Source organism: Paucibacter aquatile (genome assembly GCF_002885975.1).
Taxonomy (GTDB): Bacteria; Pseudomonadota; Gammaproteobacteria; order Burkholderiales; family Burkholderiaceae_C; genus Paucibacter_A; species Paucibacter_A aquatilis.
The window spans coordinates 2,820,118-2,833,973 of the sequence record NZ_POSP01000003.1 but is presented as its reverse complement, the minus strand read 5'-3'; the positions used below and the strand labels follow the sequence as shown (position 1 = coordinate 2,833,973).

The 13,856-nt window shown below is 63.6% G+C and carries 9 protein-coding genes; 4 read left to right on the top strand and 5 right to left on the bottom strand.

The features are described 5' to 3' along the window. Positions 1-75 precede the first annotated feature (75 nt). The 4 genes from C1O66_RS15290 (at position 76) to C1O66_RS15275 (ending at position 4,063) form a co-directional block, all read left to right on the top strand. Positions 76-852: an MBL fold metallo-hydrolase gene (locus tag C1O66_RS15290; RefSeq protein WP_102768669.1), complete on the top strand. Its 777-nt coding sequence runs from the start codon at positions 76-78 to the stop codon at positions 850-852. A 360-nt stretch (positions 853-1,212) separates the two neighbouring features. Next, positions 1,213-1,659: a pilin gene (locus tag C1O66_RS15285; RefSeq protein WP_102768668.1), complete on the top strand. Its 447-nt coding sequence runs from the start codon at positions 1,213-1,215 to the stop codon at positions 1,657-1,659. 141 nt (positions 1,660-1,800) lie between these two features. Continuing rightward, a complete protein-coding gene (locus C1O66_RS15280) occupies positions 1,801-2,250 on the top strand; it encodes a pilin (RefSeq protein ID WP_102768667.1) in 450 nt (149 codons plus the stop codon). Positions 2,251-2,509: 259 nt separating this feature from the next. Continuing rightward, complete coding sequence (locus C1O66_RS15275) at positions 2,510-4,063, top strand: PglL family O-oligosaccharyltransferase (RefSeq protein ID WP_165794630.1); 1,554 nt, start codon at positions 2,510-2,512, stop codon at positions 4,061-4,063. A 19-nt stretch (positions 4,064-4,082) separates the two neighbouring features. Here C1O66_RS15275 and C1O66_RS15270 read toward each other — a convergent pair whose 3' ends face one another. From C1O66_RS15270 to C1O66_RS15250, 5 genes are all read right to left on the bottom strand, one after another. Next, positions 4,083-5,879: an ABC transporter substrate-binding protein gene (locus tag C1O66_RS15270; protein ID WP_102768665.1), complete on the bottom strand. Its 1,797-nt coding sequence runs from the start codon at positions 5,877-5,879 to the stop codon at positions 4,083-4,085. Between the two features lie 27 nt (positions 5,880-5,906). After that, complete coding sequence (locus C1O66_RS15265; protein ID WP_243392815.1) at positions 5,907-7,748, bottom strand: ABC transporter substrate-binding protein; 1,842 nt, start codon at positions 7,746-7,748, stop codon at positions 5,907-5,909. Positions 7,749-7,752: 4 nt separating this feature from the next. Next, on the bottom strand, positions 7,753-9,636 hold the full coding sequence (locus tag C1O66_RS15260; RefSeq protein ID WP_243392814.1) for an ABC transporter substrate-binding protein: 1,884 nt from the start codon (positions 9,634-9,636) through the stop codon (positions 7,753-7,755). 16 nt (positions 9,637-9,652) lie between these two features. Continuing rightward, a complete protein-coding gene (locus C1O66_RS15255) occupies positions 9,653-11,488 on the bottom strand; it encodes an ABC transporter substrate-binding protein (protein WP_102768664.1) in 1,836 nt (611 codons plus the stop codon). A 330-nt stretch (positions 11,489-11,818) separates the two neighbouring features. Further along, the gene (locus C1O66_RS15250) at positions 11,819-13,708 is read right to left on the bottom strand and encodes an ABC transporter substrate-binding protein (RefSeq protein ID WP_243392813.1); all 1,890 of its coding nucleotides are present in this window, start codon (positions 13,706-13,708) and stop codon (positions 11,819-11,821) included. Positions 13,709-13,856: the final 148 nt, after the last annotated feature.

Here is a 13,856-nt window from a genome sequence, read left to right as displayed (position 1 = left end):
GCCCTGTCAACGGCACCGGTTTTTTCCCCTCCGGGATCGGCGCCAAGACGGCTTTCCCGCCCACTGATGCTCCCCATGAAAATTCGCGTCCTCGGCTGCTCGGGTGCCATTGCAGCCGGCTTCAAGACCACCGCTTTCTTGCTCGACGACGATGTGCTCATCGACGCCGGCACGGGCGTGGGCGACCTGGCGCTCGACGAGCTGGCGCGCATCGACCACATCCTGGTCACCCATTCCCATCTGGACCATGTGCTGTCCATCCCGCTGCTGGCCGATTCGGTGCTGCGCCTGCGCGCCGAGGCGGGCCGGCCGCCGATCCAGGTGCATGGCCTGCCTCAAACCCTGCAGGCGCTGCGCCAACACATCTTCAACGGCGTGATCTGGCCCGATTTCACCCGGCTGCCCAGCGCCGAGCGGCCGGTGCTGAGCCTGCATGCTTTTGAAGTGGGCGAGGTGCTGGAGCTGGGTGGCCGCCGCGTCGAAGTGCTGAGTGCCGCTCACACCGTGCCGGCCTGCGGTTTTGCCATTGCCGGCCTGCGCGGCCATTGGGTCTTCACCGGCGACACCGGCCCCAATCCGGCGCTCTGGGCCCGCCTGGCCCAGTTGCAGGTCAGCCATCTGGTGATCGAAACCGCCTTCAGCAACGACGAGCAAAGCCTGGCCGACCTCAGCCGCCACCTCAGCCCCGCCCGCCTGGGCGTGGAACTGGCCCAGCTCGCCGGCAGCGTGGCCGTGCAGATCACCCACATCAAACCCGGCGAAGGCCTGGCCGTCATGGAAGAAATCGCCGCTCTGGCCAGCCGCCACCGAATCGAGGCATTGGTGGCTGGGATGGTGATGGATCTGGATTGAGTGGAGTGCCCGCCGGCGTTCGCCGAGCGTGATCTCGGCGCCACTCCTTGGCCAAGCCTCAGCCAAACACGGCAACCTCCGGGTTGCCGTTTGCTTTGGCACTTCGTCTTCTGACCGACTGCGGGCAGTCAGCACAGGCCTGACAAAAATTGTCAGCTCACCTTTTGCGTCACCGGCCATCAGGTCTCAACTGACCAAAATTGTCAGTCGCACCGCTCGCCGGCCCTCTGTTCGTGCCAAATTTCACGCCAAGTCGCTCTGAGCATGCTGGCACGACCCCTGCATTCAGGGGGTGCGTTCCCTCTTCTTTGTTTCTTTCATTCGTTCCCTGTCCCGTTCAACCCCGTAGGAGTACCCATCATGAAGCGCGTTCAACAAGGTTTCACACTGATCGAACTGATGATCGTCGTGGCGATCGTTGGTATCTTGGCTGCGGTCGCTCTGCCCGCGTATCAAGACTACACAACCAAGGGCAAGGTGGCTGAAGCCCCGTCGCTGGCTGCGACGGCCATTCGAAATGCTCAAGTCCTGTTCAATGAAGGTACGTTGTCCAGCTCTGCGACGAATGCAACCTTCGGCTTGTCTGCCACGGCAACCGATATCAATGGCAAATACGTTGAAAAAGTCGAAGCGGCTGGTGTTTCTGCTACCCAGGCAACGGTCACCGTTACTTTCAGAGCTGGTGTGACCGGCAATTCGGACGTGGATGGAAAGACCGTGGTCTACACCATCAATTGCACGGCAGGCGGATCGTGCAAGACGACGGTTGGTGGTACGGTCGCAACCAAGTTCTTGCCGAAGACTTGATTGACCGAATAGTGAATGCCGAGCAACGGCAATAAAAAAGGGCGACCTCAGGGTCGCCCTTTTTTTGTGCATTTCTAGCTGCAGTTCGAATGTAATTTCTTGGTCTTTGCCCTACACTGCACCTAGTTTTTTCGAGTAAGGGTGGATATTGTGAGAGCTTCTTCAGACGGATTTACTCTGGTTGAGTTGCTGATTGGTATTTTGATAATTGGAGTGCTTGCAGCGGTTGCAGTGCCAATATATCGTGACTATGTGGATAGAGCGCGAATCAGTGAGGCAGTCACGATGGTGCAGCCGGTGTTTTTAGCTGCTTCAGAGATGTGCGTGATCAATGCGCTTGGCAGTGCGACGTCTGCCCAATTGGGCACAGATGCTCCAGCAGTCTTCGCGACGGAAAAGGTTGTTGCTTCGATTTCAACCACGGATGTCAGCAATGATGGCCTGCTTGTAACTGTAGTATTCAAGAGTTTTGGTGGAGTTTCTGCTGGGAGTACATTGGTTTACAAGGGTGTTTGCACCAATCGCTCAATGAATTGGTCTGTGGATCCGACGAGTACTTTGCCGACCAAGTTGCTGCCTAAGCAGGCGTGATTTTGGAAGCTGATGCTTTGATGCTTCTGATACCCGCTCGATAGTCATGCAGGCTCTGCAAGTACCTGTGCCAGAACGAAGGCACGCTCCGAATCTCTCCATACTTATGAGTATGGTGTGCGCCTGTGCGATTCCGCCCCTGATTGCATACAACCCAGTTTCAACGTCATCGGTTTTTTGTCAGCTACTCGCTATCGCAGGTTGGGGTCTGGTGATGATCTCCATGGGTGCGAGACCTTTGCGCTGGTCGGGGGAGGCCATGAACTGGGCCCTGCTCATTCTTGCGCTGGCCCCATGGGCATCTGTTGTGAACGCGGGATTCCCCGTTTCTCTTGCCTTGTCGAGCAGCGGGATTCTTGTCTTGGCACTGTTGATTTACCAGCTGGGACACGGCTTGGAGGTAAGAGCTGGCGCCTCCTTTTCACGGGCAGTGTGGTTTGAAGCTGTGAGTTGGGCTTTCTTCGTGGCGGCGTTCTTCTGCTCGCTGGTCGCCCTGATTCAAGTTTTTCTGCCTGCCTTGGCCGATGGTGATTTGATCGCCCGAACGAGTATTCCGGGTCGAGCCATCGGCAATATGCGGCAGCCCAATCATCTCGCCCTGTTTTTGATTTTGGGTGTCTCCGGCGGCGTTTACCTCGCCGATCGTGGGCGATTCCAATTTGTATTCGGGCGCGAACTTTTTGGTTTGCTGCAATTCGGATTCGTGCTTGGAGTGGCCTTGACAGCGTCTCGCGCTGCGCTTGCCTGCCTTTTGATGCTGAGCGCTTGGGGGTGGATAGACAAGCGTTTGGGGCGAAATACCCGCTGGGTCCTGAAGACCATACCCGTCGCGCTCTTTCTGTCCTGGGTCTTGATTGCGATTTGGGCTCAGAACAGCCAGGTGCAGTTTCACGCTGCGAGTCGCTTGAATGAAGGTTTGGGGTCTCCAAAGCGTTGGCTGGTTTTGAGTGATGCGTGGAGTCTTTTAAAGCAACATCCATGGGCGGGCATAGGTTGGGGCGAGTTTAATTTCGCCTGGACTATGGTTGAAAATAGCAGTCGCGTCACGCCAGTATTTGATCATACTCACAATTTGCTGATGCAATTGTTGTTGGAGCTGGGCTGGCCAGTGGGCGGGCTGGTTCTGTTTTTGGTGTTCAGAACGCTTTTTCAACTGTTCAAATCTTCAGTGAATGAATCAACTGAAGATGCCAGCTTGTATCGTTGCGCGCTTTTGATGGTCGGCTCGGCCTTGATATTTAGCATGGTGGAATTCCCACTTTGGTACGCGTATTTCTTGTTTCCGATGGTTTTTGTTCTCGGCATGACAGCGAGCGGCGCGCGCTGCGTTCGCCTTCGTGACCAAGCTTATGCTGTCATCCCGACAAAGTATCTGGGTGCTTTGGCCCTGGTCATCTCAGTTACTGCTTATTTGGACTATCTGCGCATCGTTGTCATTCGAGATGAATCGGGTCTCGATATACCGATTTGGGAGAACGTGGTCGAAGCGCAGCAGCGCTCGGTGCTATTTCCCGTGTACGCGGATCGATACGCGGCGCTGATGTTGTCACCAGGGCGAGACGCCTTGGTCGCCGCGCGCCGTGCCGCTCACCTGATTTGCGATGAGCCTCTTTTGATGTCGTGGTCCAGATCCCTGGCCGCAGAGGGTGATCTGGACCGGGCCCGTTATGTCGCTCAAAGACTGCGAGAGTTCAAGACCCCGCAAGTCAACGATTGGTTTGAGGTCTGCAACAAGCCACCGGGTACGGCGCAGGTCTTGCCATACCAATGCCAAGCTCCGGAGCGTCGCTACGACTTACATGAGATGCGCTGATCTGTAGCGTGGCTGTGTCTCAGTTCAGGCTGTCCACAAACCTCCACCCATCCCTCGTGAATGGATGCCGGATAAACCCCCTCACCCCTGCCTGACATAGATCCACCCGCAAGGGATGGTTGTGGGGCTGATAGGGCATGTAGCTGAGCAGCAGGCGGTTGAGTTGCTGGAGCAGTGCCCAGCGTTCAGGGCTGTTGGCCAGCAGGCGTTGGCGGGCGTAGAGCGCGTCGTAGGCGGGCAGGCGGAACTGGGCGTCGTTGCTTTGGCCGGCGTTGGGGCCGTAGCCCATGCCGAGGATGAAGTCGCCGTCAGGGTCGCCCACGCTCCAGATGTAGCCCCAGATCATCAACTGCTTGGCCAGCGCTTTCTTGATCAGTTCACCGAAAGTGGCGGATTCGAACTCGATGCGCAGGCCCAGCGCGTCCATCTGCTTCTTCCAGAGCTCGTCGATCATGCGCTGGCGTGAACTGCCCGCGGTACCGGCGCGGCGCAGGGTCAGGCGGCTGCCGTCCGGTTGCAGGCGGTAGCCTTCGGCATCGCGCTGGTCGTAGCCGTACAGATCCAGCAGGGCGCGCGCTCGCGCCATATCGTGGTGCCCGGCCTCGCTGCGCAGGGCCGGGTCGTGGCCATAGGCCATTTGCGGCAGCATCGTTTGCGCTGGCACCGCCTGGCCCTTGTAGACGATGCGGATCTCGGCCTCGTTGTCATAGCCCAGCACGATGGCGCGGCGCAGGGCCACGCGTTCCGGCGACAGGCCCCCGACCACCGGGTCTTCCATATTGAAGAAGCTGAAACCGATGTCGGCGCCATAGCTGGTGAAGGCCTGCACGCCGCGCTTGCGCAGATTGGGTGCCAGCTGCCCGCCCGGCAGGGCCAAAGGGGCCACCTCTGTGGGCATCTCCAGCAGGTCGAGCTCGCCGCCGTTGAAGGCCAGCCAGCGCGGCTGGGTCTCCACGATGATGCTGATCTGCACCTCGTCCAGGAGCGGCAGGCGCCGCCCTTTCAGCGCCTGGGCGATGGCCTGGCTCTGGGCATCGGGCGGTACCTCGCCGGGCGCGAAAATTTCCTCACGGAAGCCGGGGTTGCGTTCCAGCACGATCTGCGAGCTGCGCCGCCAGTGCTTGAGTCGGAAAGGGCCGGTGCCCACCGGATGCGCCAGAAGGTCCTCGGCATAGGCCTCCACCACCTCGCGCGCCACGGCGCCGGTGTAGCCGGCATTGGCAAACAGGTACACAAAGCGCGGGTCCGGCTCGGCCAGGCGCACCTCGAAGCGGTAGCGGTCCAGCGCCCGCAGGCCAGTCACTTCGCGGTCGTAGTCGAAGGCGGTCTTGCGCTCGATGGCGTGTTGGCGCAGCTCGCTCAAACCCAGGATCTTGGCGTTCTCGAACTGGTAGAGATGTTCGGTCTTGAGCCGCGGGTCGTAGAAGCGTTTGACGGTGTAGACGTAATCCTGCGCCACCAGCTCACGCCGCCGACCCTGGAACACCGGGTCGTCGGCGAAGAAGATGCCGGGCCGGATGGTGAAGACAAAACGCTTGAAATCGGCGGATACCTCGGGCAGGCCGGCCGCCGTCTGCGGCCGCAGCTGCACCGGCCGGGCCAGCAGGTCGTAAGTCAGTGGAGATTCAAAGATATGGGCGTTCACCGCGACCGAGGTGCGGTCGGAAACTTGGGGCGGGTCAAAGCCCACTTCGGCGGAGTTGAAGGCGGTGCGCAAAACCTTGCGCTTGGGTTTCGCCGCGCTGTCGGGCAGGGCCTGGGTCCAGGGGCTGGCCGCCAGCAGGCCGGCGGCGGCCATCAGCTCACGTCTTTGCATGGTCCTCGCTCCCTGGTTCCGGTTGCCTCAGCGTGCGGCCGGCTGGCGCGCCGTGTCAATGTCCAGGTACTGCCAGAAGTCGTAGCGGAACAGGGGCCGGCGATAGCCGATCAGCCAGGGCTGCGAGATGTCGGACACCAGGCGGTGGACATGCGTCTTCATGGGCATCAGGGCCGCCTGGATGCGCTTGGCCTGCAGGAACAAGGCTTCGCGTTCGGGGCCGTCGGGCATCAGCTGCAGCCGATCGTAGAGGGCATCGAATTCCTCATGCTTGAAGCGCGCCAGGTTCTGGTTGCCGGACTGCGGTCCGTAAAGCCGCTGCAGCGCGGGCAGGCCATCGGGGGCGGCGGCCACGGTGCCCAGGTACCAGAGCATGAGCTTGCCGGCCCGCGCCATCTTCAGCTGCTCGGGCCATTTGCCATGCATGAAGCGGGCCTTGATGCGCACGGCATTGAGGTTGCGCTGCCAGAGCTCGTCATACTGGCGCGACAAGGCATCGGGCTGATTGGCCACCTCGATCACCAGCGGGCTGCCATCGGGCATGTCGCGCCAGCCATCGCCATCGCGGTCGACATAGCCGTACAGATCCAGCAGGGCGTTGGCCCGCGCCGGGCTGTAGTCGCCCATGCTGCTCTTGTAGCTGGCCGAGTAGCCGCTGGTGTGCGGCAGCATCAGGGATTGGGCGATGATGGCTTGGCCCCGGCGCACGCGGCGGATCTCGCCCTCCACATCGATGGCCAGCGAGAGTGCGCGCCGCAGCGCCACCTTCTCGGCGCTGTAGCCGCCCACCGTGGGGTCTTCCATATTGAAGAAGGTGAAGGCGCTGTCGGCCGCCAGCACGCGGCTCAGCTGCATGCCCTGCTTGGCCAGGTTGGGGGCCAGCTTGCCATGGGGAATGGCCACGTTGACAAAATCCGGTGGCAGCCGCTCCAGGAAATCATGCTCGCGGTTCAGGAAGGACAACCAGCGCGGCTGGCTCTCCTCGATGATGGCGATCTCCACCCGGTCGATCATGGGAATGCGCCGCCCCTTGAAGCGGGCGGCCAGGGCCTGGCCCTCGGCGTCATCGGCATTCGGTTCGGCGTCGTAAAAACGTTCGCGGTAGCCGGGATTTTTCTCGAACACCATGCGCGAGCTGCGCCGCCATTCCTTCAGCACAAAAGGACCGGTGCCCACCGGGTGCTCCATGGTGTCGCGGCCGTACATCTCGGCCACTTCCCAGGCCACGGCACCGAACAGGTCGCTTCGCGCCAGCTGCTCCAGCAGGCGCGGGCGCGGCTGGTCCAGCTTGATCTGCAAGGTGTAGCGGTCCAACGCCCGCAGGCCCTCGATCGGCTGCTTGGCATTGAAGGCCCGCTTGCCATTGAGAGCGCTCAGGCGCAGGGCGGCCAGGCCGCTGACGCCCCACTCGTCCACGGTGTTCCACATCGGGCTCTTCAGCGCCGGGTCGGCAAAGCGCTTGAAGCTGTAGATGTAGTCGGCGGCCACCAGCTCCCGCTTCTGGCCCTTGAAGGCGGGGTGTTCGGTGAAGTAGATGCCGGGCTGGATCTTGATCGTCCAGGTCTTGAAGTCGGCCGACACCTCGGGCATGGCGGCCGCCGTCAGCGGTTTGGCCTTGACCGGGCGGGCCAGGTAGTCGTAGCTGTAGAGCGCCTCAAAAATGTGTGGCGTCACCGTCAGCGAATAGGTGTCGCTGATCTGCGCCGGGTCAAAGCCTGTTTCGGCCACCAGGAAGGCGTAGCGAAAGACCTTGCGCGCCGCCGGTTCCTCAGGAGCGGCTGTCGCAGCCGCACTCATGGCGCTGATGTGCAAGAAACCGAGGCACAGCAGGCTGCCAGCGGCACGCAGGAACTTCTGAATCGGGGTCATGGCGTCAAGGGCTCGGGGTCGAAAGGGGGCGACGTTCTGCGGCCGAAGGATCGATGTCCACATACTCCCACCAGTTCAGCCAGAACGGTGGGCGGCGATAGCCGATCAGCTGCGGCTGAGCCAGGTCGGTCAGCAGGCGGTGGCCGCGCGCGCGGTAGGGGGCATAGGCTGTCGCCACGCGTTTCGCCTCTGCGAACACCGCGCTGCGCTCGGGGCCGTCGGGCAGGCTGTTGGCCTTCTCGTACAGACGGTCCATCTCGGGCAGGCGGAAGCGCGCGTAGTTGCTGCCGCCGATGCGGGGGCTGTAGTACAGGCCCAATGAATCCTGACCGTCCGGCGAAGCGGCCGACATGGCCAGCGACCAGATCTGGAAGCGACCGGCCCGCATGGCCTTGAGGTTCTCCGGCCATTTGCCGGTCTTGAACTCGACGCGGATGCCGATCTGCGCCATGGCCTTCTGCCAGATCTCGTCGATCTGGCGCTGGAAGCTCTCCGGCGTGCTCAGGCTGACCAGCTGCAGCGGGCTGCCATCGGGCTGCTCGCGGAAGCCGTCGCCGTCGCGGTCGCGGTAGCCGTACAAGTCCAGCAGCGCGCGGGCGCGCGCCGGGTCGTGGTCGCCGCCCTCGCTCTTGAAACGCGGGTCGTAGCCGGTGGTGTGCGGCATCAGCAGCGATTGCGCGGCAATCGCCTGGCCGCGCCGCACCACGCGGATCTCGCGCTCGGAATCGGTGCCCAGGGCCATGGCGCGGCGCAGGGCGATGCGTTCGGGTTGGTTGCCGCCGATCACCGGGTCTTCGTGGTTGAAGACGGTGAACAGCACATCGGCCGTCAGCACCTGGTAGCCCTGGATGCCGCGTTTGGCCAAGCCTGGCGCCAGGCGGCCGCCCGGCATGGCCTGGTTGATGAAGTCCTCGGGCACGCGGTCGATCAGATCGAACTGGCCGTTCAGGAAGGACAGCCAGCGCGGCTGGTTCTCCTCGATGATGGAAATCTCCACCCGGTCGATCATGGGGATGCGCCGGCCCTTGAAGCGATTGAGCAAGGCCTGACCCTCGCTGTCATCGATGCGCGGCTGGGCGTCGTAGTAACGCTCCCGGTAAGCGGGGTTGCGCTCCAGCACGATCAGGGAGCTGCGCCGCCAGGCCGCCAGGCGGAAGGGCCCGGTGCCGACCGGGTGCTCCATGCTGCGATCCGGGTAGGCCTCGATCACCTCGCGCGCCACCGCGCCGAACAGGCTGCCATCGGCCAGGGTCTGGTCGAAGCGCGGGCGCGAACGCGCCAGGCGGATCTGCAAGGTGTAGCGGTCCAGGGCGCGCAGGCCCTCGATCGGGCGTTCGTAATCGAAAGGTTTCTTGCTGCGCTCCAGCTCGGCGCGGTACTCGTTCAGACCCAGCACATGGTTTTCTTCCAGCGTGTCCCAGGCGGGGCTGTTGGTCTGCGGGTCGGCAAAGCGCTTGAAGCTGTAGACATAGTCGGCCGCCACCAGCTCACGGCGCTGGCCTTTGAAGGCCGGGTCGTCGGCGAAGTAGATGCCGGGCTGCAGGCGAATGGTCCAGGTCTTGAAGTCCGCACTGACTTCGGGCAGCGCCGCCGCCGTCAGCGGCTTGAGCCGTACCGGGCGGGCCAGATGGTCGTAGGTGAAGAGCGACTCGAAGATGTGCTGGGTGATGGTGCGCGAATAGATGTCCTGCACCTTGGCCGGATCGAAGCCGGTCTCGGCGATGCGGAAGGCGTAGCGCAACACACGAGGCGGCTCTTCGCTCGGCGCGTCTGTTGCAGCCCGCAGCGGCCCGGCCGCAGCCAGAAGCAAGCTGGCGCCGAGCAGCCGCGCGGCCCAACGCCCAGCTACAGCGGCCAGGGCCTGCCGCCGCGTCGAGAGGCGATTCACGGTGCCCACCACCGTTTCAGGACTTCTTGCCGGCCGGCGGCTGGCTGTCCAGGAAGCGCCAGAAGCCTTGCAGGAAAGGATGGGGCAGATAGCCCTTCAGCCAGGGCTGGGCCAGGCGAAGGCGGATGCGGTGTACATGGGCCTTCATCGGCATGTAGGCGGTCAGCAGGCGCTCGGCTTCCTGGATGACCGCCTGGCGCTCCGGGCCGTCGGCCATGCTCTGGCTGCGCTGCACCAGGCGGTCGTACTCGGGCAGGCTGAAGCGGCTGAGGTTGTCTTCGCCCTTGGCCGGGCCGTAGGCGGTGGCCAGCAGGGAGTCGGCGTCCGGCATATCGGCCGTCCAGCTCAACATCCAGATCATGAGGCGGCCGGCCCGGGCGGCTTTCATATGGTCGGGCCAGTTGGCGACCTTGAACTCGATCTGGATCTGCAGCGCGGCCATGTGCTTGCGCCAGAGCTCGTTGAATGCGCGCGAGTTGCTGTCGGGCTGGGTGTGGTACTCCAGGCGCAGCGGGCTGCCGTCGGGCAGGTCGCGCCAGCCGTCGCCGTCCTTGTCGGTGTAGCCGTAGAGATCGAGCAGGGCCCGGGCCTTGGCCAGCTTGTACTCGCTCATCTCGGTCTTGAACTGCGCCTGGTAGCCGAAGGTGTTGGGCGTGACGATGCTCTGCGCCGGAATCGCCTGGCCGCGCCGCACCGAGCGGATTTCCTCTTCGTTGTCGTAGCCCAGGCCGATGGCGCGGCGCAGCGCCACTTTCTCCGGCGTGTAGCCGCCCACGACCGGATCCTCCATATTGAAGTAACTGAAGATCACATCGGAGAGCAGATTGCGGTGCAGGCGCATGCCCCGCTTGGCCAGGTGCGGGGCCAGTTGGCCTCCCGGAGCGGCCAAGGCTGCGTACTCATTCGGCACGACCAGGAAGTCGAAATCGCCCCCCAGGTAGGCCAGCCAGCGTGGCTGGTTCTCGGTGACGATGGACAGCTCGACCCGGTCCACCAGGGGCAGGCGCCGGCCCTTGAGCTCACGCGCCACGGCCTGGGCGGCGGCGTCATCGGGCGCCGGGCTCTCGTCGAAATAGGCCTCGCGGAAGCCCGGGTTGCGCTCCAGCACCAGGCGCGAGGCGCGCCGCCAGTCCTTGAGCACAAAGGGCCCGGTGCCCACCGGGTGCTCACCGATGTTGTCGCCGTAGGCTTCCACCACCTCGCGCGCCAGGGCCAGGCTCATGGGCTGGGCCAGGCGGTGGGCGAAGCGCGGGCTGGGCCGGCCCAGCTTGATGACCAGGGTGTAGCGGTCCGGTGTTTGCAGGCCCTCGACCGGGGCGTCGTAGTCGAAGGGCTTGCCGCTCTTGACGCTGCGCTCGCGCAGGGCCGCCAGACCCAGGATTTGCTCACTTTCCAGGTTGGCGAAATGCGGGCTGCGCAGGCGTGGGTCGAAATGGCGCTTCAGGGCATAGGCATAGTCGGCCGCCACCAGTTCGCGCTTTTCACCCGGTTTCAGGCCTTTGAAAGCCGGGTCGGCCGCGAAATGGATGCCGGGCTTGATGCGCAGGGTGAACTGCTTGAAATCGGCGCTGACCTCGGGCAGGGCGGCGGCCGTCAGCGGCTTGAGTTGAACCGGCCGGGCCAGGTAGTCGTAGACCAGGGGCGACTCGAAGATGTTGGAGACGATCTCGCTGGAGTACTCGTCGTTGATCTGGGCCGGGTCCAGGCTGGTCTCGGCGATCGGGAAGGCCATGCGCAGCACATGGGCCGGTCCCGTCTCGGGCGCGGCCAGTGCGGCACTGCATCCGAGCAGGCCGGCGGCCAGGGCCTGCACAAGCCGCCGCGTACTCGCGGGCAGGCGTTTCCACAACATTCGCGTCTCCTCAGTCCTCGCCGGTGTCGTCTCTTGGAATCGACCGCCTGCGGCGACGCGCGGGTCTCGGGGCTGGCCGGTCTCAACCGGTGTGCCCAGAATCCCGCATATGTCACCCAGCGCGGCGCGATGCGAACGCGTCTTCGGCAAACAAACGCGCCGGCAAGCTTGTGGCCGCGGCGCGTTCGGTGGGGTGAACGATGAAGCGAAACAGCAAGTCGCTTCATCGTCCTGGTCTGGGCGGGAGTCTAGTGCCAATAGCTGGGGGCGACCATGCAGTCGAACCCCAAGGCGGCGGGCCGGGCCTCGGTCCCGGGCGCATTCCCTGGCTTACTTGTTCTCGCGCTGGAAACGATCCAGATCGATGTCCACATAGTTCCAGAAGGTGCGGACGAAGACATTGCGTTCGTAGCCGATTACCCAGGGTTGGGCCAGGTCGGTGAAGATGCGGTGGATGTCCATCTTGTAGGGCATGTAGGCGATCAGCAGGCGCTGGGCCTCGCGCATCACGGCCTGGCGCTCGGGGCCGTCCGGCAGGGCCTTCTGCTTCTGGTAGAGCTCGTTGAAGGCTGGCAGATCGAAGCGCGCCTTGTTGGCCTTGCCCTTGGCGCGGCCGTCGCCGAGCGCCAGGAAGGTGTCGTTGTCCGGGGTCGAGGCGACCCAGCTGACGCCCCACATCTGCAGCTTGGCCGAGTTGGCCGATTTGAGGTTCTCGGGCCATTTGGCGGTCTTGAACGTCATCTTGATGTGCAGCGCGTCCATGCCCTTGTTCCAGAGCTCGACCAGCTGGCGGCTGGTGCCGTCGGGCTGGGTGGCGTACTCGATGCGCAGGGGCGAGCCATCGGGCATGTCGCGCCAGCCGTCGCCGTCCTTGTCGGTGTAGCCGTAGAGGTCGAGCAAGGCCTTGGCCTTGGCCAGGTTGTACTCGCTCATCTCGGACTTGAAGCTCGGGTCATAGCCGAACACGCCCGGGATGGACGGGCCCTGGGCCGGAATGCCCTGGCCGCGGCGCGCGATGCGGATCTGCTTGTTGACATCCATGCCCAGGGAGATGGCGCGGCGCAGCGCGATCTTCTCGGGCGTGTAGCCACCCACCACCGGGTCTTCCATATTGAAATAGGAAAACGCGATCTCGGGGTAGACGAAGCGCGTCATCTGCACGCCCTTCTTGGCCAGATTGGGCGCGAGCTTGTTGTTGGGGATGGCGATGCCTGCGAACTCGAAGGGCAGCTCGGGCAGGAGCTCGGCCTCATTGCCGAGGAAGGACAACCAGCGCGGCTGGTTCTCTTCGATGATGGCGATCTCCACCCGGTCGATCATGGGCAGGCGTCGGCCCTGCAAGGCACGCACTTGCGCGGCCAGCTCGGGCTTGTCGGCCGGCGGCTGCTCCTGGTAGAACTCTTCGCGGTAGTTGGGGTTCTTCTCGAGCACGATGCGCGAGCTGCGGCGCCACTCGGCCAGGCGCCAGGCGCCCGTGCCCACCGGGTGCTCCATGATCTTGTCTGCATAGGCCTCGACCACCTCTCGCGCCACGGCGCCGAGGAAGCCGCTGTCAGCGAACTGGTTGATGAAGCGCGGGTCGCCCACGCCCAGCTTGATCTGGAACTTGTAGCGGCTGAGCTGCTGCAGGCCTTCGACCGGGCGCTCGTAGTCAAAGGGCTTCTTGGCCGCCATCAGCTCCTTGCGAAGCTCCGAGAGGCCGAGGATCTTGACGTTCTCCAGCAAGTAGAGATTGGGGCTCTTCCACTGCGGGTCGTAGTGGCGCTTGATGGAGTAGATGTAGTCGGCCGCGGTCAGCTCGCGCTTGGCCCCCTTGAAGGCCGGGTCATCGTTGAAGTAGATGCCGGGCTTCACTTCAAAAGTCAGGGTCTTGAAGTCGGCCGAGATCTCGGGCATGGCCACCACGGTGTTGGGCACCAGCTTGGCCGGTTTGGCCAGGTACTCGAACTTCAGGGGCGCATCGAAGATGCCGGCGGCCACGGTCTTGGAATAGGTGTCGCTGATCTGGGCCGGATCGAAGCCGGTTTCGGCGATGCGGAAGGCGTAGCGCAGCACCTTGGGTGTGGCTGCCGCTTTGCCTTCAGCGGCGCCGGCATCTGGGGCGGCCCAGACGGGCAGGCCGGTGGCACCGGCCATGGCCAGGCTCAGGCCGATCAGGGCGCGACGGACGGCGGCGGGGCGGGCCAGGGGCGAGAAGGTCGGGCGTGGCAGGTGGCTCATGGTCATGCTCAGTAAAGGTCTCGGGGCGCCAGGGGATCACCCAGAGCGCCCAGGGGGCATCGTCGGGCGCGTCGCATGCCGGGATCGGGCAGGGTGACAGACGAGGGCGCGCGCAAAGTTGCGGAGTCTAGGGCCTGTGGGCGATCCG